Consider the following 19,928-nt stretch of genomic DNA (forward strand, 5'->3'; position numbering starts at 1 on the left):
ACATTGTATTGTTTTATTTGATGAAGGTCATCTTTTTGACCGACGAGAATTCGTTAACCTTCAATCTATAATAGTAGATACCGCTTGCAACCGATTTGTGAAGATTATCGTTACCATCCCACTGCACAATATATGAACCTATCGGTTTAAATCCATTGACAACCGTTTTAACTTTTTGCCCTAAAACATTGAATATTTCTAACATTACCATTCCACTGTGTGACACGGAATACTGTATCGACGTAGTTGGATTGAAGGGATTTGGATAATTTTGTGACAGAGCGTACGCTAATGGAATAATTGGAATACCATTCGTATTCTTTTCTACAAAATTTTGACTGCCAACAATAAGTCTGAATGAACGAATCTTCTCATTTTTCTCTAATTTTAATGAATATTCATTCGAATTGGACATATCATACACACGTTCTTGTTTATTATCAAGCAAATATGTTTTGAAATCAGGTTTTATCGCACCAAACTTTGATAATAGTATGGATACCGGTATATTTGGTTCACTGGATATGACTTCAATATCCCAAAAATTTCCCTCTGCATTGAATGCTCTGTAATCCGCAGCCAACCGTCCTTCCGTATTCTTGATTGAAATGCTTATAGAATGCTCCGGAGCAGTCGGTGGTTCCGAAAAATCATTTTCATCAAGTCCATCGACCGATGTGTTGAGCACTCCGATAAAGTTTTTATCATCAGCTGTTTTTGCTGTCCTTGCGGAAAGCTGTAACTTCCATTCATTCTGTAGTAATTCATCATGCCAATCTTGCTTCTTAGGTATATTGCTATTTTCAGTTACGAGCAGAGAATTGATCCGAATAATCTTCGGAAGTTTTCCCCTATTCTTTACCCAATAGCCATGGTACGCGTCCATATTCTGAGTGATTGAGTCATACTTACCGTCATGATAAGACCATATCACATTCTCAACGCTGTCGCTCCGGAATGAATTTTTCCAGCTGACTTTATACGGGAACGGATTACCGATCATATTATATCCAGGATGCAATACGATTTCAAAATCTTCTTCCGTAGCTTGAACGGTTGTTGTCCCCAAATTCATGCTGACCGGATTCTTGGCAATCAACCAGTACCCTTCACCACGTCGGACAGTTTTAAAGTCATCCGGAAATTCGGCATATCCGGTCCGTTGATCATAATGTCCGAACATTCTCCAGAGTAGTTTATTCGGTTTTCCGAGATCTTTGAACAGAGCTTCAACACTCGAATCAGTAAATGCATATGGAATACTGATCATCTCATACGCTTCCTGTGGAGTCGGTTCTAACAGTGCAAGAAGATTGTCTACCAAACCAAAAATATTGAATGCAAATTGTAAATTCTTTCCGCCGAATACTCCCAATGGTTTTGTTGTATCATCCGGAATTCCGTTCCACCAGATATCGTAATCCGAAAGAGCAATAATTTTCCCTTTTCCAATCTTTGATACGGCAGCGATGTATGCGTTCGAGATTGCTTTTGCGCTTGTGTCGGAAAGATTCACAGAGAAAAGCGTCTTTGATTTTGCGGTGAGCAACGGCTCTACATAGCGCAGACTTGTATCGACGGATAGACTTCCTGGCAGAAACATTACGACACTGTCGACACTATAAGTATAGAGATGGGATTTGAACGGCTTAGCAATAACAATACCGGCATTATCCGGATTAGTAAACATGGAATCGAGAAGTAAATCTGTGTTGAATCGTATTCCCGTTTTTGAATTATATTTTTTTGACCAACCGGAATCTTCAAGAAATGTTGTTAAGTGTTGATTCCCCTTCGCTCCGTAATCTCCAACCAATACTAGAGTGCCACCATTGTTCACATAACGCTGCAGCGAATCGACCATCTCGGAAGGCGGGGGAGCATCCGGCTGCACATACACAAGAGCGTTATAACTTTCAAACGATCCGCTTTTTTGATACTGCACTGCAATATCAGCACGCCGCAAGCTTAGCGTCAGGATCTTATAATAATCGGCAATATTGACACCGCTGCTGGTAGAAAAACCAACGGATGAATCGATCAGAATTTTTCTCGACATAAAATTCTTCGCAACACCAACACCCTTCAGACGATATTGAATCAGCGGAAAGCGTGCATCAGTCGTTGAGAAACGAATGTATGCTGTTTTTTCACCTACTGTACGAGGAGCAAACTTAATCGCCACTGTTGCGCTCTTGCCACTGTCGACAGTCAGTGATATTGCACTTAAATATGAGAACGATATGGTATCCCCGACTTTGCCAAGATAAGATATACCAAGAGATTTTATTCCTTCACTATTATCGATCGGAATATTGAGCACAGAATCTTTTCCCACTGTGACCGATCCAAAGTCAAACACAAATTTGTCGAATGCATCTCGTGTAAATGTATGACCGAAAAGATTGAATACTATTTCAGGTAAAAGATTATCGTTGCTGACAAAAATAAGTTTAGCGGTATGAGAACCTGACAAAAGAGATACGAACCGAACAGGAAGTTTCACTTCATCACCTGGTAGTATTTCAAACTGACGAGGACCTGGATAACGAAATGTTACTGAATCGGTTAACATTGAAAATTGAACCGTTACCTTTCTGGTTCCATTTTTATTGCTCATCAAAATCGTTTGAATTGAATCTTTCCCGGCCAATAAACTTCCAAAATAATAATCTGTGGTATCAATTTTTAGACTGGGAGATCCCGTAAATTCCAATTTGTGTGCACCATTCTCGCTGCCGATATAAAAGATATTTTGATTCGTTGCGTGGGCATTAATCAGCGTGTACCAGCTTGCTTGAAGGGAATCGGAAAAATTCTTCCACGAAAGACCACCATCTTCGCTCCCAAAGACACCATATGGTCCTGTCGCAATGAGTTTTTTATCGTCGAACGAATCGTAGATAACATCATAGGCAGGGACAATAAGAGAATCCCAAATTGTACCTCCATTTATTGTTTTGAATATTCGGTACGGACCACTTTTTTGTTCATCGAAAACGGATGGAAGTAATATTTCCTTGTTATTTTTGGGATTAATTGTTGGACTGATTGTCGTTAACACTAAATTTCTAGAAGCGGTGGGAACAAAAACGGATTTCGGCAAATTACCAGAAATATCGATCCAGGTCTGACCAAGATTTGTCGATTTATGTAGACCATATCCTGCATAATAGATTGTTAAGCTGTCAATCGGGTCAAATTCAAAATGTTCAGGAACATGCGTTGTATCTACCGGAAATGGTGAAGAAACTAGAGACCACGAACTCCCTCCATTTGTGGAAAGTCTTAATCCAAATGCTTTCGTGTGCAATAAAAGAAAGTCTGGATTTTTTGATGAGATTCGAATAGTCATCTCATTTTTACCAGTAGTAAATTCTTGCTTGTTGATAATAGTGGATGAATCGACTGTAAAGACTGGTGCCCAAAGCACACCGTAATTTGTGCTTCGATACATTGTATAAGCAGTTCCTGCGTAGAGATAATCCTTTTTATGATCAACGGCCAATGCAGTAACGTATGGATTTGTCAATCCGAGATTCACCGGATTCCAGGTAAGTCCTTCATCATTGGAACGCACGACACCGCCGCCGAAGATCCCAGCAAAGACAGGTATAACCGTCGGCGTCTGGTGCACCGATACGAGATTACGAATGAGTGTTTGAAAAATTCCATCGTTCTTATGTTGCCACGTGTTTCCGGTATCGTTGCTGATAAAAACACCGGCAGTTGTTCCCATGTATATCTTTCCTTTATCTTTTCCATACGGAACAAAAATGGACATAATGTCGGACAATCCATCGAAAACTTTGGTGATCGGCGGCTGGCTGAATGGACTGATTGAGATAATGCTGTTGAGTCTGGAATCTATCTTAAAAAGGCCATGCTGAACGGTACTCGGCATTGGTCTGCCGTTATATTCCGAAGCATTAGAAGCAACAAAGAACGAAAATTTATGTTCACCATTTTGTCCGGCCGTTGGATCAAATTTATCATAGACAAGAACCCCGTCGGTAATGACACCGGAGATGGGAATATTATTTTTTTTAATCGCCTGCCATGCCGTATCTGCATAATCTGATTGTACACCAAACATTCCGTCAGCGGTTCCTATGACAGCTCTAAAATTGATGGTGCCTATTCCCGTCGTATCAATTTCCATCGCATAGATCCTGCGTGCCGCACCTGTCGGTAAATTCTTATTGAACGGTTTCCATGATTGACCGCCATCCGGAGAGAAAAATAAACCAACAGAATCGGCAAACCCCGTGGAAACGATCACCCGGATATTATTGATATCGGACGGATGGACAGCCACTTTAAATGCTGTGCGATTTCCAAAATAGACATTGTCTTTAAGAGGAAGCCATGTCTTTCCTGCATCGTTCGACCGAAGTACTCCGTTGAAATCAGTACCAAACATAATTGAGGGATTGGCAAGAGAGTATTTAATGCTAAAGGTCGGATAGGGAAAAGCTGATTGAAGCATCCATGAAAATCCCTTATCAGTACTCCGATAGAGCCCCATGGTTGTGGCCATCATGACAGTATCGGAAGATCTAGGGTGCAAGGTAATCTCACCGATAGTCAGATTCTTAAAATTCTGCGAGGTTACTTTATTCCAACTCTCTCCACCATCAATGGAACGGTATAATCCATTTTCTCTCACAACGGCAAAAATAACATCGTCATTGAGAGAACCAGTAAGATGTGTAATCACCCCACCCTTGGGTCCGAGAGAAGAAAGTTTAGGCTGCTGAGCAAAAAGGAACGTGCCCAACATCAAGGTTGATACAATTATGCTTTTATACATGACATCAATTCGGCGGAGATGGCGGCGGTTTCAAAGGATCAATAACCGAAGGAGGTGGTGTGTTTTGAGAACCAGTTCCTGGATTGACTGTGTTATTGATATTCCCTATGAGATTGCCGATGCGATCATTAATAATATTCCCAGCTCCTCCACCTCCCATTGAACTTGTTGGTGGCGGTGGCGGTGGCGGGACATTGGCAAACGATGAAGTGCGGGATGTACTTGACGAAGTTGTTCCCGAAGAAGACGTCGTTTGCTGCCCTTGCTTTTGATCAGATTGCTTCTGATCAGTCTGGCTTTGTTCGGACGATTTTGCATCGTTAGAAGAGGACGAAGTAGAACCAACGATCTGTTCTGATTTTTTTGCAGATGCTGCGCTAGTCTTTGCCTGTGAGTAATTCGGATCGGCTGTTGCAGCCTGAGAATACGCTTGGAATGCCTGGGTATACAGTCCCCTGTCTTCAAAATCTAGACCTCGAGAATATTGAAGGAACGCAAAGAAATTTTCTGTAGGTATTTCAAGAATCGCCTCTCGTTCTTCATCGGTCAATTTTATTTTCATCTGGTCGATGATCTTAAAGACAAGATCCTTCTCCATTCGGAAAAAGTCCTCAACTTTTCCCGAAATATTTGTAGAGGCATCAATCTCACCGGTTTTAGCTTTTGCAACAAACGCATCAATATTTATTTTGTTACCCGTCAAATCAAAAAACGAGCCTTTAATCAATCTATTAGCTCCCAATAATTTCCCTAACCGTGGAGCAGTTTTTTGATCAACCATATCTGTCTCAGAAAGATTCATTTCTTCGATCAATTGCTGCAATCGAATTCGCTCTAACACTTTAAGCGATTTCACCTTCGAAAGATCCGTGATCATCATTTCCGAAAGACCCTTTTGAAGCGGATTCAGCTCTGCTTTTTGTCCTTTGTTTTCAAAATAGAGAATGGCGATCGTATTCGCGGGGATCCTTGCAACATCTAATTGCTGTTCCATTTGCAAAGCACGTTGAGCTTCCAATTCCATCTGCTGACGATAAAGAAGTTTAATACGTGTTTCGACAACTTCCTTATACTCACCGAAGAAGGTTAATTCATTATAAATTCTATAGTATTGTATCGCTTTGTTGTAATCCTGTTTTGCTTCGTACGATGCGGCAATGTAATACGCCGCCTGATCATCCTCTTCATCTAACTTTAAAACTTGCTGAAGGAGTTTCGTTGCATCATCATATTGTTTTTTATTATAGTGTGCAATCGCCATCAATTTGATATATTCTGGCCGGTCCGGCGAAAGAATCAAAGCACGCTTCATACGCGCAATTGCTTCGTCATTTCTTCCTTGTTCAATAAGATTGGTGGTTATTTCGGAGAGACCGGGACCGCACGAGATTTGCATTATCGCCAAGCAGGTGAACAAAAGTATTGCACGGCGTAAAGAAGATTTCATGAATAAACTCCAATAGGTACTGCAAATATTGTAAAAATTGCTACGGTAGTCAACAATTGCTAATCCACTGCCGTTCAGGTCGTGTATTGGTTAAAAATCCTCTACAAACAAAGAAGAAAATGAGAAATGAAGTTGTACGACGCGTCACAGAGAAAAAGCGATTGTGACATAGAAACGTTATTCCTCTTCTTCTCCTCCCATCATTTTTTCGGCAGTTGTTTGGGCCCACCGTGCAAGAGTATCGCGTTCGGCATCACTAAAATTTGCTTCAGAATGTAACGGAATGTATTTCGGAAGGGGCATAGATCGATCGGTAACCGCTTGATATATACCAGAGAGCTTTTGGACTTTTTTATTAAATTTATATTTTCCCCATTCGGACATATTGAAATGCTTCCGTCCTTCCATCACATCGTAGGAAACCAGCCAAGAAGCCGGAGCAATGTAGGAATAGAATGGCCAGACCGTTTTATTGGAATGACAATCTTTACATCCTCTATCAAGAAGCGAACTGATATTTGCCGGAATTGCCAACTCTGATTGAAGTGTCTTTGCGGAATCGAATGAAGGATTGTCACGATTTGGTTGGATGAACTGCATAAAGAGAAAAACAACTGCTGAAACAACCACAGCCACTTTGGCAATTTTTTTGTAATTCATAACAATCCTTTTCAAAGTTTTTGACTCTGTGAATATGGAAAAACCAAAAGAAAGATGCAAACAGAGAAATCACATAACACCCTTGCTTGACTCACCATTGATCCGTATTTTCTTACCATTATTGTCTCACACTTAGAATGGAACTGTTGTATGTCGTTAATGGTAAGTATCTCAGGTATCCGCGGCGTTGTTGGTGAATCGTTGACACCCGAAACAGCGGTAAAATATTCCGCAGCGTTTGCTGAATACTGCAATCGCGGAACAATTATTGTCGGACGAGACGGGCGAATCACCGGAAAATCAATTTCGGATATCGTTGTATCCACTCTTTTGCAAATGGGCTGCAATGTTGTATCCCTCGGAATTTGTCCCACACCGACTGTTGGTCTTGCCATTGAAAAACTTCACGCTGCCGGCGGAATTTCCATCACCGCAAGTCACAACCCAATGATCTGGAACGGCTTGAAATTCATCGGCTCCTCCGGAATGTTTTTAAATGGTGAAGAGAACAAAGAATTTTGGGCAATCGCTGATCGCGGTAACTTCCTTTACAAAAAATGGGATGAGCAGGGTAAGCTAACGGAAGATCCGAACTTCATTAATGAACATATCAATACTATCCTCTCTCTTCCCAGCATCAATACAAAATCGATTGCTGCTCGAAAACTAAAGGTAGTTGTGGATTGTGTCAATGCTGCAGGGGGTAACATCGCTCCTCAGCTATTGCGAAAACTTGGCTGCGAAGTAATTGAAATGAATTGCGAAGTAAGCGGGATATTTTCACACACACCAGAACCCATTCCGGAAAATCTCACCGGCCTATGTGCGAGAGTGGTGCAAGAAAAAGCGGATCTCGGCGTTGCAGTGGATCCCGACGTTGACCGACTGGTGTTGATCACGGAAGAAGGAAAACCATTTGTGGAAGAATACACAATCGTTTCTGCAACAAAATTTATCTTGGAATCAGAACAGAAATTGGGAAGAACAAATCATAACGTCGTCGTTAATCTTTCCACTACTCGTGCAGTAGAAGATGTGGCAAAAGAATTTGGGGCAACCGTTCACCGGACACCAGTAGGAGAAATAAACGTTGCATCAAAGATGAAAGCAGTCCATTCCGTCATCGGTGGAGAAGGAAGTGGAGGTGTGATTCTTCCCGAAGTTCATTTAGGAAGAGATGCGATTGTTGGCATTGGACTCTTTATGCAATTACTAGCGAACTTTGGTGGGAAAGCATCTGCACTGAAAGCATCACTTCCTCAATACGAGATTGTGAAGAATAAGATTGAGCTCGGTTCATTAAAACCGGACGAAATACTGAAACGACTGCATTCCAAATATTCCAAAACCGAAACAACGAATTTTGACGACGGATTGAAGATCGACTTTCCTGCTTCGTGGGTACATCTGCGAAAATCAAATACCGAACCGATCATTCGAATTATTGCCGAAGCTAGAACACGAGAAAAGGCATCGCAGCTGGTTGATCGTTTCCAGAATGAGATCGTTGGTTAATTGAATGCAAAATGAGATTCAGATTCGGGATTTACTGCATTTAAAATCGATTCCAAAAATAAGCGATCGAAAAATCATCAATCTTGTCAACCATTTTGGAAATACAAAAGAGATCCTGGCTTCCGACCCGCGCAAACTGATTAAAGCACACGGAGTGAAAGAACCAGACGCTTCGCTTATCCGCCACACTCCATTCAATCAACATCTGGTCGAAAAACAATTTTCCCTTGTCAATAAGATCGATGGAAGCATTATTTCCTTGTGGGATAACAATTATCCTGAACACTTAAAAAATATCTACGATCCTCCTGTATTATTATTTGTGCGTGGCGCGTTTCATCATAATGATAATTTCTCCATTGCAATCGTCGGCACCCGTCATCCCACAACAAACGGCAAACTAAACGCTGAACATTTTGCAAAAGAATTTGCTCATCGAGGGATTACCGTGGTCAGCGGTTTGGCTCGGGGCATTGATACAATTGCCCATAGCAGTACGCTTCAAGCACACGGAAGAACAATTGCTGTTCTCGGTGGAAGTATCGATAAGATCTATCCCAAAGAAAATGAAAAACTCGTGAGCCAGATCGAAATAAAGAATAACGGAGCCGTAATCTCCGAATTGCTGATGAGCACACAATCACATCCGGGATTTTTTCCGCGAAGGAACCGAATCATCAGCGGAATGTCGCTCGGGACACTTATTATAGAATCGGACGAAAACGGTGGAGCAATGATCACGGCAACGACCGCAATTGATCAGAATCGTGAACTCTTTTGCATTCCGGGAAATATTTCGGAGAAAAAAAGTTACGGCACCAATAAATTGATCAAGAACGGCCAGGCAAAACTGGTTCAGTCTGTGGACGATGTTATTGACGAACTGTTAGTGTCGCTCTCTCCAATCCTCAAATCAAAACCTCATAAAGCCGAAATACCGCAATTAAATGCATTCGAGCAGAAAATTATCGATGTTCTTAATAATGAACCGGTGCATATCGACAGCATTTCTGAACAAACACAGCTCTCTTCTTCGGACGTGTTGGTAAATCTGCTCAGTCTTGAATTCAAAGGGATTGTACGCCAAATGGCGGGAAAGATGTTTTTAAAAGTATAATTCTTTTCCTAAAAATTTCTGTACTGAAATTTTTAACTTTTTCCAAGCTATTGCACCAGAAAAATAACTTCTATTCTCCTGTTCTTCTTTCCCCTTCCTCAAAAAATCCTTATCTTATCAATAGAAAATGATTACCATTGCTGAAATACATGTTGATGATTCCGTCCTCACAACGAAATTTGCCTGCGATCTTAACGCGTGTAAAGGAGCCTGTTGCACATTCCCGGGAGGAAGAGGGGCGCCTCTACAAGACAATGAAATCGGTGAAATTGAACATGCATTCCCGATCATTAAAGAATATCTTTCATCAAAACATTTGGCAATAATTGAACGCGACGGTTTGGTGGACGGATCAACGGGGAATTATGCCACACAGTGTGTTGACGGCAAAGCGTGCGTGTTTGTATATTATGATGGTGATATTGCCAAATGTGCTTTCGAACGCGCATTTTACGAAAACAAAATTACCTGGCAGAAACCGGTCTCCTGTCATCTCTTCCCGATACGCATCGGTAAGGCTCAGGTAAACGGAAAAGAAATTCACTACGAATTTTTCAGTGAGTGTACTCCTGCGCTGAACAAGGGGGAACAAGAAAACATTCCGCTCCACCAATTTGTCTCTGCACCGCTGGTACGTGTATTTGGAGAATCCTGGAACAGACAATTGAACGAAACACTCAACACGAAACGATCATAATGCTTCATTTATCACAACAGCAAAAATTACTTCAGAAACTCACCCCACAGCAGATTCAGTATCTGAAACTGCTCCAATTGCCGACCCTTGCCCTGGAACAGATGATCAAAATGGAATTGGAGATCAATCCCCTGCTGGAAGAAGGAGTGGATGGAGAAGTTGAAGTGGAACAATCTGCCGATGTAACACCGGCTGTGGAAGAAGAAACAAAACAGGAAGAGGAAGAAAAGAAGAAAGATGAGTTTTCGTTTGAAGATTATTTAAGCGACGAGGAATCATTCGCTCCAAAACGCGAAACACAGCAACAAAATGATGACGAAGAGAAAGAAGAGATTCCGATTGCCGCTGCTACGCCCCTTGCTGAAAAATTAATCGATCAGCTGCATTTAGCCGATGTTACGGATATGGGAATGAACGTTGCCGAAGAGATTATCGGCAATATTGACGAAGATGGATACTTACGGCGTGATCTGGAATCAATTGTGAACGATATCAATCTCAGTCACAAACTGCACCTTACTGTTCAACAGGTGGAAGAAGTCCTGCGCATCATTCAGAGGATGGAACCGGTCGGAATTGCTTCCCGCTCACTGCAGGAATGCCTGCTGGTACAATTGGAATTTGCCAAAGGTGAACATCGATTGATTGAACTGGCAAAAAAACTTCTGCGGGACCATTTTGATGAATTCACCAAGAAACATTATGAAAAAATTGGCGAAGTACTGAACATCTCCATCGATGAAGTAAAAAATATTCTTGAGATCATCTCTCACCTGAATCCCAAACCAGGGGAAGGAACCATCGATGCGCAGCAGAATTATCTCACTCCGGATTTTATCGTGACCAAAGATGAAGAGACATTCATCATTCAATTGAATGATAAGAATGTTCCTCCCCTTCGTATCAACCGCAACTACAAAGAATTGATGTCCAAGCGAAATAAAGAAGTTGGCGCCGATACCAAACAATTTCTTCGCTCTAAATTTGATGCTGCAAAATGGTTCATTGCTTCTATCTATCAGCGTCGCGAAACAATGTTGAAGGTGATGCACGAGATTGTGAATCGGCAAAAAGACTTTTTTGAAACGGGCGAGGGATTAAAACCGCTCATCTATAAAGATATTGCAGAAGTAATCCGGATGGATATTTCCACCATTAGCCGTGTTGTAAACGGAAAATATGTGCAAACCGATTTTGGTGTGTACGAACTTCGATACTTTTTTAGCGAAGGCATTAGCACGCAAAGCGGCGAGGATGTTTCCAATAAAGAAGTGAAAGCACGTATCAAAGAGATTCTTGTTGCCGAAGATAAATCCAAACCGCTCAGCGACGAAGATATCGCTGCAATCCTCAAAGAAAAAGGATACAACATCGCCCGGAGAACTGTTGCAAAATACCGGGAATCGATGATGATTCCCGTTGCACGCCTTAGACGTTCGATTTAAAATAACAATCCCCGAAATCTTTTGGAGACTTCGGGGATCTGTTCAAATTACTTTCTTCTTGATTAAAACCTTAATCGCATCCCCATCGTAAATGACCCAGTGCGGAATGTTTCCGGATTGGTCAGAATCGCGATACTCTGCGTTGCAAAATCAATATCAAATGTATTCGCCAAATGAATACCAAATCCGGCTGACCACGCGAATCGTTCGCGGCCTCCGAGAATAACACCAGTTCTCAGCGGCAACCAACCTGCTAGCGGATCGAGTTCGGTTCCCACAGAGAATTGCGGTAATTTCGTGTTACCACCAATCTCATTCAAACCAAAATGTCCGTCCACAGCAACAAGCCAGCGGAACGGAAATGCTTCGATCATCTCATCCATTTGAATTGCCGCACCAACGTTCACCGCTGTTGGAAGATCAAATGTAAATCCGGTCGTATCAACCGTTTTTCCTTTGAATGCATCTGTCAATTTTTGCTGGTTCTCTTTGTCACCTACAGCACCTAAGTTCAATGAAGCATTACCAATGATCGCTTTTGTATTTTTATCCCATGTAATACTGCCGATGTCTGTGATACTTGCTGCAAATTGGATATTATCTAACAGTCTCATGGAAATTCCAAAATCAAGTCCGAGACCGGTACCAACCGGAGCCGGATCATTCGGATCCACTTGCGCTACCCATTGAAGGAAGTCGAACTTTGCGATTGTTTCTTTATTCACAACGGAGCCATCAGGCTGTACTTCCGTGACAGGGGTAATGGAACCATTGTAGTGATCTGTTGCAATGAATGCGAGTCCTATTAAATATTTTACACCAACACCAATAGCTATCTCTGTCACCATCGGGAATTCAACTGGCAACATATAAGCTGCCGAAAAATTCATTTCAGCAACAGATTGTCCGTTGACAGCGGTGCCGTCAAAATTGTACGATTGACCGGCTCCATAACCGCGAAGTGGAAATTCCAAATATGCCTTATCAAGATCCAGATTGATGGCTGTTTGAATTGACGGTGCAATGGCAAATCCGAAATTACCAATCTGCAATGAAAAACCAATCAAAGAAGTTTCAATTCTTGTTTGTGTCCGTGCAATACCGGATGGGAACAATTCAAGAATTTTATCTTTATCTGCTTCTGTTAACATTCTTGGCTGCCGATCCGGATTTCCGGGAACATCAACTCCGGTGAAGTAATCGTTATAAATTCCCAGATTAATCAAGTCGCTACCTATAGAGAAACCAAGCGGTACAAGGTTGATTGTTACTGTCGCATCTCTGTCATTCAAGGCAAGATTCGCAGGATTAACTCCGACGGCGTCAAGTCCCCGTGAAAATGCTGTAAATGCTCGTCCCATTCCAACAAGACGAGGTGAATATTTATCTCCTCCGGCAAATGTTGTGGTTGTCATCACCACATCAAGTGCAAGAAGGATCATGCATGCTGCAACGAAATTTCTTTTTTCAAACGTTTTCATTGTCCATTATCCTTTCTGTATGATGTGGTTATTTTTTGCCTAAACGGTCTTGGCTGAACAGGAACGTCATATTCGCCCTGACAGACATCACCAGTTTATCGGTTAGATTAAATTGTTTTGCTGTTGTGCCATTCCCTGCAGTTTTCATTTTTAATTCAACAGCGCTGAAAGAAGCACTGCTCAATTTCTTCGCGTCTTCCGGTGTCAAATTCAAGAATGTGAACGATCGCTGGCCAGTCCTGGCAACTGTAGTATCGGCAGCGACACGAAGCGGAGGATAATTTACTGTATCAGAAGCAACCTGTGGAATGGTCAACACCGGTGCGGAGATGGTATCTGCTTTCGAAGTATCTCCGACGGTAATGCCTTTTAATAATTTCAAACTCATTTCCACATCAAGCGGGAAGGTGTTATTAAAGTCGAGATAAATTTTTCCGTTTTTAATGAGGTTTACCTGCGCCGTATCTACGGTCTGAGAAAATGCCGTCGGCGGATTCTTCAACACACCGTTCTTAATACCGATTGCAACCGGTATGGCATAATCCAAATTCACAAACACACTGTCTGTTTGCAACACTTTACCGACACCCGCTTTCGCAGTGGAATTATCATTATAGATATCCAGCGGACTTACAATGACATTTCCTCTCACAATAAATTGCGACGGTAATTCGCCCGGAAGGAATGTGTTCATCAACTTGTTCACTTTCGAACTATCGATTGGAATATCGGATGGATCTCCCGGATTAATCCGTTTTGTAATCTGAACCGAATCTCCCTTTACACCGTTTTTATTTAAAGGAACTACATACAGATTCACATCCGTCGGGAACAATCCGGTGCTTAGAATCTTTGTCGAAAGTTTTATGGCACTGTTGATCCCTTCCAACGTGAGATTATTCGCAATATCACCAATACCAACGCTGAATGGCTGATTCACCGCGATGGTATCCGGAGGTATTTTTCCCTGAACTTCCGTCAACACAAACGCACCTACCGGCTGCACATCGGCAATAACCTGATCAGACTTATTAATGGTAACGTAACCAGTGCTTGCTTTCAGTGTTTTAATTTCCAAACTGAAATGAAGGAACTGAGTAACGAGCGTATCGTTGGCTAATCGGTCACGCGAAACGAATGCTACATTATTCATTTGGATAGTAGTGACCAGAGAATCTTTCGGCTGCACCTCGACAATTCCTGTCGCAGTATTTGTACCCGGCAGTCTGTATTCTTGCCCTCCGGTCAAATTATCTGTCAACTCCGAGATACCAAACTTCACACTCAATTTCAGTCCGGCTTGGTTAACAATGCGCACTTTCATACCGCCACTTTCAAACCTGGCTAGTTTTATTTTAATTTTTTGATCAAGCCGGATAGCAGAATCCGGAACGGCAAGTACGCTTGTGGGATTAAAATTGATCGTATTGACTAATGCAGATTGAAGATAGGCGTTGGAAAGATTTAATGTTGAAACAAGTTTATTAGACGCAGTAATCGTCTTCCCAAAATAATTGCTGATATTGACGGTTCCCTTCAACTTCAAAATCGCATCCATTCTCTTTGTTGCCAACTGAATGATGTCTGATTTGCCCGTAGTGTTTGCCGCAATCGATCCTGTAAATAAAAATTTCCCAACCACCTGGGTTGTATCGTTTCTATTGACTAGTTGAAGTGAGTCTCCTGTAAATTTAATATCAAATGGAAAACTGTTGTTAATCTCCAACTGCATTTGACCTTTGTCATACACAATATATTTAAAATCAGTTGAGTCGCCAAAGATCTGATCTATAGAAGTCGGCGGAGCAGGATCCGGCACCATGGATTGAATTTGTGCGTTGTTAATTGAAACAATAGCCGACAAATTGTGACTTGCCGTCAACGTTTTACCAGTTGCACCCGACGTTGCCATTGTCCCCTTCAATTTCAAAATCCCATCCATTTTCTTCCCCGATAATGGTGCGGGTGCCGACGTAGCACTATCGTTAGTATTAATCACTCCTGTGAATGTAAAGATCGCTACTTCTTCTGTTGAATCTGCTGCCTTATTAAAATTCACCAAGCGAAGTTGATTACTGGCGAATTGGATGCCAAACGGAAAGTTATTCTTGATCGTAAGACTCATCGTTCCGTTTGCAAACACCAAATAGGAAAACTTTACTGTGTCTCCAAAAATTTGGTTAATAGGTATTGATGGAATATCTGCAGGGAGTGTACCGACAGGCATACCCAATTGTGATGCCGTTAATGTTACTGTTTGTGGGGCGAACGTCGGATTAAGATTAGAGGAATTAATTCCCAAATCCGTAGCCGTTAAATTAAATGTTGGCGGCGCACCGACATCAACCGGAACTACACCAATTTCCTGCGCTATGGTATTACCTTTTGGTGAAGGCATATTGAATACGCTTTTTGGAATTCCTTTTCTCGTACCGGTGGCATTTTCTGTCGGTCTGTACAGAACGATACCGGTCGTGGTGTCAAACTTCGGATCCTTATTCACCAAGTCGTTAAAATAAAACGTCTTATTAACAAGCGTAAGACTCAATTGTGTTTCCCATTGAGGAATGACCGGTTGCGATGGCACTTTGATGCAATGGTATGAGAATGGAAGCGTGGTAAGAAGAATGAAAAACACATTCGCTAATCGTTTTCGGATTCGGAACGTAGAAATTTTCATGAACTTTCCCCTATTGTATTATTTAGTAAATGATAATCCCTTCGTCAAAAATTCTGACGAACAGACTATTTGTTATTTTAGAAATTGTAAAGAATTGAATAAACGCGATGTGGCTGCGCTCACATTGTCAATGCACTTTTTCCTCTTTAGGAGGAATTTGAAAACCGAATGGATTTGTTGCTTCTTCCCCGTGAATCTTTATTTCCCCAAATTTTTCTTCGTATTTTTGAATGTTGTCGCGAATGGCACTCATCAATAACTTAGTATGTTGCGGAGTCATAATCAAGCGTGCTTGTACGCGCGCTTTCGGAACTCCTGGAAGGATCCGTGTAAAATCAATAACAAATTCTGCCGGGGAATGCGTGATGATTGCAAGGTTGGAGTAAATTCCTTCGGCTTCCTTTTCCCCTAATTCGATATTGATCTGTTGCGACGGCGGTTGTGGTTGGTTGCTCATAATACTCCGAATTAAATAACAATCCCGAAGCTGAAGTTGATCACAACAGCTTCGGGAGATACTTCTATAGATTAGTTTTTACCAGAACGGATTTCATCTGCTTTTTTGTATGCACTATTCGCTTTATCAACTTCACCAAGATTGGCATATACCTGGCCTAACAATTCCCAGATCTGAATATCGGTCGGTTTATCCACAATAACCTTTTCCAAATATGGAATGGCGAATTTGTATTTCTCCTGGTACGACTTATCGTCGTCCTTCTTTTCTTTTTTCAATCGTTCTTGCTCTGCAACTCCCCAGTTCACATACGTTGCTGCAAGGTTATAGACGGCAGAACTAAACGCAGGATCAATCTCAAGAACCGCTTTAAATTCATTCACCGATTCTTCATACTTATTGTCTTTTAAGAGGAATACTCCGTAGTTATAACGATCGAATTTGCTGTTCGGATATCGTTTTACACGATCAACCAACAATTCGCGTGCTTCTTCGTTTCGTTCAGCACCAATATATGCATTCATGAGATTTTCGGAAATCTCCGGTTCTTCCGGATACAATACAGCGCCGTTTTTCAGAACGACGATGGCTTTCGCATATTCTGCCACGGAAAGATAATGATTTGACGAATCGATGTTTCCCTTATACGGTGTTGAGAAGTTAACTACGCTCACAAGCTCATCCTCAATCGTCACATCAAGGTTATATTTAGTATACTTCCAGATTTCTTTTACAACAACTGCCTGCTTCCCTTTTCCTTTTGTCTCTTTGCTGATATCGTTTGGTTCACCAAGATAATATTTTACATCGGCAGCTTTTACTTTTTCACGAACTTGACCGAGGTTTTTTAATTCTTCAATGGCAACACGATTTTGTTCAACAAACTTCGATTTAAATTCATTGGCACGAACTAAAAAGATATTACTCAATACTTTGATTGCAAAAAGCGATTTTCCTTTTTCTGCGGAGATAGTCAATGGTTGAATGGCACTTTCGAAATCACCTTTTCGATAATACGCCAGACCTAAATTCTGTTGATTGGTAAGACTTTCCGGCATCACGTAATTTGCCAAGGAATATGTTGCGATCGCTAAATCGAATCCTGTCGAATCTTGTGCTTTATTTAATTCTTCAACGCCTTGATTGAACAAACGTGCCCATGTCCCAAGTGTCTGTGTTTCAATATCTTTCTTAAACTTTGATCCCACTTTGGATGCTTCAACAAATGCATCCTTCATTCCTTTGTAGTTTTTCAGTTCCATTCGGATCTGACCAATCATAAACCATGCTTCTTCATTTTTCGGATTCTTTGCAACTTCCTTCAATAATTGTGCTTCAGCATTTGAAAATTCTTTTCGTTGAATGTACAGTTTCGCACTTGTCATTTCGGCAGATGAGCATTGAAAGCCCATTAATGCAAGCGATGCCGCGCTGATGACAAGCATACCATAGACAATAATTTTTTTCATGTATACCTCAGTTGATATTTGGTGGTTTTTTTTACGATTTTTTGTTGGCGAAATATAGAGATTTTTCCCTTTAAATTCTCCACTTCTTTTTCTACTTTCTTACTGAAGAAATTTTGAATATGTTCTTACCGACAACATCCCGCATCTGATATGAGTACAATCTTTACGAAGATCATCAATCGCGAAATTCCCTCCGAAATTCTTTACGAAACGGATAACGTTATCTCTATAATAGATATTATGCCGATCCACTATGGGCATGCTCTGATTATTCCCAAAAAAGAGTATAGGAATTTTTTGGAAGTTCCTGAAGTGGAACTGGGCGAATTAATGATTGTGACGCAAAAAGTTGCAAAATCATTGGTAAAAACATTCAATCTAGAAGGATTCAATTTTTTTGCCAACAACGGCGAAGTTGCCGGACAATCCGTATTTCATTTTCACATTCACGTAACACCGCGCTATTCCAACGACAATATCTCCTTTAATCTAAACTTGAAGAAGTATACCGAAGGACAGATGAAAGAAGTGGCGGATAAAATTCGCGCGAATATTGATTAACTATCATTCATTGGAATCCAACTTGAATATTGGATCCAATTTTTAAACGAAGGAACAAAGACAATGGCAGAAAAAATATCTATCCACAATGGCAAATTGACCGTTCCGAATAATCCGATCATTCCATTTATTGAAGGAGATGGCACTGGTCCAGACATTTGGCGATCATCGGTGCGAGTATTTGATGCGGCAGTGGCAAAAGCATACAGTGGAAAACGCAAAATTGAATGGAAAGAAGTTCTTGCCGGACAAAAAGCATTCGACAAAGTGAATAATTGGCTTCCGGACGAAACAATCGATGCATTCAAAGAATATCTTGTCGGCATCAAAGGACCCTTAACAACACCAATCGGCGGCGGGATTCGTTCTCTAAATGTTGCACTTCGTCAAATGCTAGATCTGTATGTCTGTTTGCGTCCTGTGATGTGGTTCAAAGGAGTCCCGTCACCGGTAAAACATCCTGAAAAAGTGGATATGGTAATTTTTCGGGAAAATACAGAAGATATCTATGCTGGAATTGAATTTGCGGGCGGCTCACCGGATGCACAAAAAATTCTCGACTTTCTGCAAAAGGAATTCCCAAAAAGTTTTGAAAAGATCCGATTCAGTACAAAACAAAAGGCAGAAGAATTTTGGAAATTGGTCGGCGCAAAAGATTTTCCGAGCGATGTGAATGTTGGTGTTGGCATTAAAGCTGTCAGTTATTCAGGGACAGTGAGATTGATCCATAGTGCCATTAGCTATGCAATCAAGAACAATCGCAAGAGCGTGACAATTGTTCACAAAGGAAATATCATGAAATACACCGAAGGGGGATTTAGGGAATGGGGTTACCAGGCAGCGAAAGAATTTTTCGGAGCAGTAGAGATCGACGGTGGACCGTGGTGCAAAATTCCGGAAGGAAAACCAGGTGCAGGAATCGTCATTAAAGATGCAATCGCCGATATTACGTTACAGCAAGTACTCACCCGTCCCGAAGAATTTGATGTGATCGCAACATTAAATTTAAATGGCGATTATCTTTCCGACGCACTCGCAGCACAGGTTGGTGGAATTGGAATTGCTCCCGGCGGAAATATCAATTACATCACTGGTCACGCTATATTTGAAGCAACACACGGCACCGCACCTAAATATGCAAATCAGGATAAAGTGAATCCCGGTTCTGTTGTGCTGAGCGGCGAAATGATGTTTCGATACATGGGCTGGACCGAAGCGGCAGACCTGATTGTAAAAGGAATGAATGGTGCGATCGGCGCAAAATCTGTCACATATGATTTTGCCCGCCAGATGGAAGGCGCAAAGGAAATTAAGTGTTCAGCATTCGGCGATGCATTAATTTCACACATGTAAATTATCCATTGTCATTTCAGAGATCGTAATAATCCGTTATCATAAAAACCCGTCTTAATGAATATTGAGACGGGTTTTTGATTTTAGTGAACATTCATTTCCATTTTATTCGATTTTGCTGTTCGAATGGGTAACAATTCAAGAATAACTTGGAGAATCAGCAACTTTTCGGTAAATTATGTTTATTCGCAGTAATGAGTGACAAATTTTCATTATCTGCTGTATGGAAGGAT

At 41.3% G+C, this 19,928-nt stretch carries 13 protein-coding genes; 6 read left to right on the forward strand and 7 right to left on the reverse strand.

Annotation, left to right across the window (positions count from 1 at the left end; all coding sequences use genetic code 11):
- Nucleotides 1-13: 13 nt before the first annotated feature.
- From WDA22_10280 to WDA22_10290, 3 genes are all read right to left on the reverse strand, one after another.
- Nucleotides 14-4,813 (reverse strand): choice-of-anchor D domain-containing protein, encoded by a 4,800-nt coding sequence (locus WDA22_10280; GenBank protein MFA5833849.1) that lies wholly within the window; start codon nucleotides 4,811-4,813, stop codon nucleotides 14-16.
- Between the two features lie 4 nt (nucleotides 4,814-4,817).
- Nucleotides 4,818-6,260, reverse strand: coding sequence for a tetratricopeptide repeat protein (locus tag WDA22_10285; protein MFA5833850.1), 1,443 nt, complete (start codon nucleotides 6,258-6,260; stop codon nucleotides 4,818-4,820).
- A gap of 177 nt (nucleotides 6,261-6,437) precedes the next feature.
- Complete coding sequence (locus WDA22_10290; GenBank protein MFA5833851.1) at nucleotides 6,438-6,920, reverse strand: heme-binding domain-containing protein; 483 nt, start codon at nucleotides 6,918-6,920, stop codon at nucleotides 6,438-6,440.
- Nucleotides 6,921-7,070: 150 nt separating this feature from the next.
- On the opposite strand from WDA22_10290, the gene glmM reads away from it, so the two are divergent.
- The 4 genes from glmM to rpoN all read left to right on the forward strand — a co-directional run bounded on the left by glmM (nucleotide 7,071) and on the right by rpoN (nucleotide 11,694).
- The gene (glmM, locus tag WDA22_10295) at nucleotides 7,071-8,435 is read left to right on the forward strand and encodes a phosphoglucosamine mutase (protein ID MFA5833852.1); all 1,365 of its coding nucleotides are present in this window, start codon (nucleotides 7,071-7,073) and stop codon (nucleotides 8,433-8,435) included.
- A 4-nt stretch (nucleotides 8,436-8,439) separates the two neighbouring features.
- On the forward strand, nucleotides 8,440-9,552 hold the full coding sequence (gene dprA, locus WDA22_10300) for a DNA-processing protein DprA (GenBank protein ID MFA5833853.1): 1,113 nt from the start codon (nucleotides 8,440-8,442) through the stop codon (nucleotides 9,550-9,552).
- Between the two features lie 127 nt (nucleotides 9,553-9,679).
- Nucleotides 9,680-10,249 (forward strand): DUF3109 family protein, encoded by a 570-nt coding sequence (locus tag WDA22_10305; protein ID MFA5833854.1) that lies wholly within the window; start codon nucleotides 9,680-9,682, stop codon nucleotides 10,247-10,249.
- Nucleotides 10,249-11,694, forward strand: a complete 1,446-nt coding sequence (gene rpoN / locus WDA22_10310; GenBank protein MFA5833855.1) for an RNA polymerase factor sigma-54 — start codon at nucleotides 10,249-10,251, stop codon at nucleotides 11,692-11,694. The genes WDA22_10305 and rpoN overlap by 1 nt, the downstream gene beginning before the upstream one ends.
- 62 nt (nucleotides 11,695-11,756) lie before the next feature.
- Here rpoN and WDA22_10315 read toward each other — a convergent pair whose 3' ends face one another.
- From WDA22_10315 to WDA22_10330, 4 genes are all read right to left on the reverse strand, one after another.
- Complete coding sequence (locus WDA22_10315; GenBank protein ID MFA5833856.1) at nucleotides 11,757-13,175, reverse strand: DUF5723 family protein; 1,419 nt, start codon at nucleotides 13,173-13,175, stop codon at nucleotides 11,757-11,759.
- Between the two features lie 28 nt (nucleotides 13,176-13,203).
- Nucleotides 13,204-15,855: a hypothetical protein gene (locus WDA22_10320; protein MFA5833857.1), complete on the reverse strand. Its 2,652-nt coding sequence runs from the start codon at nucleotides 15,853-15,855 to the stop codon at nucleotides 13,204-13,206.
- A gap of 127 nt (nucleotides 15,856-15,982) precedes the next feature.
- The gene (locus WDA22_10325; GenBank protein MFA5833858.1) at nucleotides 15,983-16,312 is read right to left on the reverse strand and encodes a DUF3467 domain-containing protein; all 330 of its coding nucleotides are present in this window, start codon (nucleotides 16,310-16,312) and stop codon (nucleotides 15,983-15,985) included.
- Nucleotides 16,313-16,383: 71 nt separating this feature from the next.
- Nucleotides 16,384-17,781 (reverse strand): tetratricopeptide repeat protein, encoded by a 1,398-nt coding sequence (locus WDA22_10330; GenBank protein ID MFA5833859.1) that lies wholly within the window; start codon nucleotides 17,779-17,781, stop codon nucleotides 16,384-16,386.
- A 150-nt stretch (nucleotides 17,782-17,931) separates the two neighbouring features.
- On the opposite strand from WDA22_10330, the gene WDA22_10335 reads away from it, so the two are divergent.
- Nucleotides 17,932-18,342, forward strand: a complete 411-nt coding sequence (locus tag WDA22_10335; GenBank protein ID MFA5833860.1) for an HIT family protein — start codon at nucleotides 17,932-17,934, stop codon at nucleotides 18,340-18,342.
- Between the two features lie 63 nt (nucleotides 18,343-18,405).
- Nucleotides 18,406-19,695 (forward strand): NADP-dependent isocitrate dehydrogenase, encoded by a 1,290-nt coding sequence (icd, locus tag WDA22_10340; GenBank protein MFA5833861.1) that lies wholly within the window; start codon nucleotides 18,406-18,408, stop codon nucleotides 19,693-19,695.
- Nucleotides 19,696-19,928 lie beyond the last annotated feature (233 nt).

The organism is Bacteroidota bacterium, from assembly GCA_041658205.1.
In the GTDB taxonomy this organism is placed as follows: Bacteria; Bacteroidota; Ignavibacteria; order UBA10030; family UBA8401; genus UBA8401.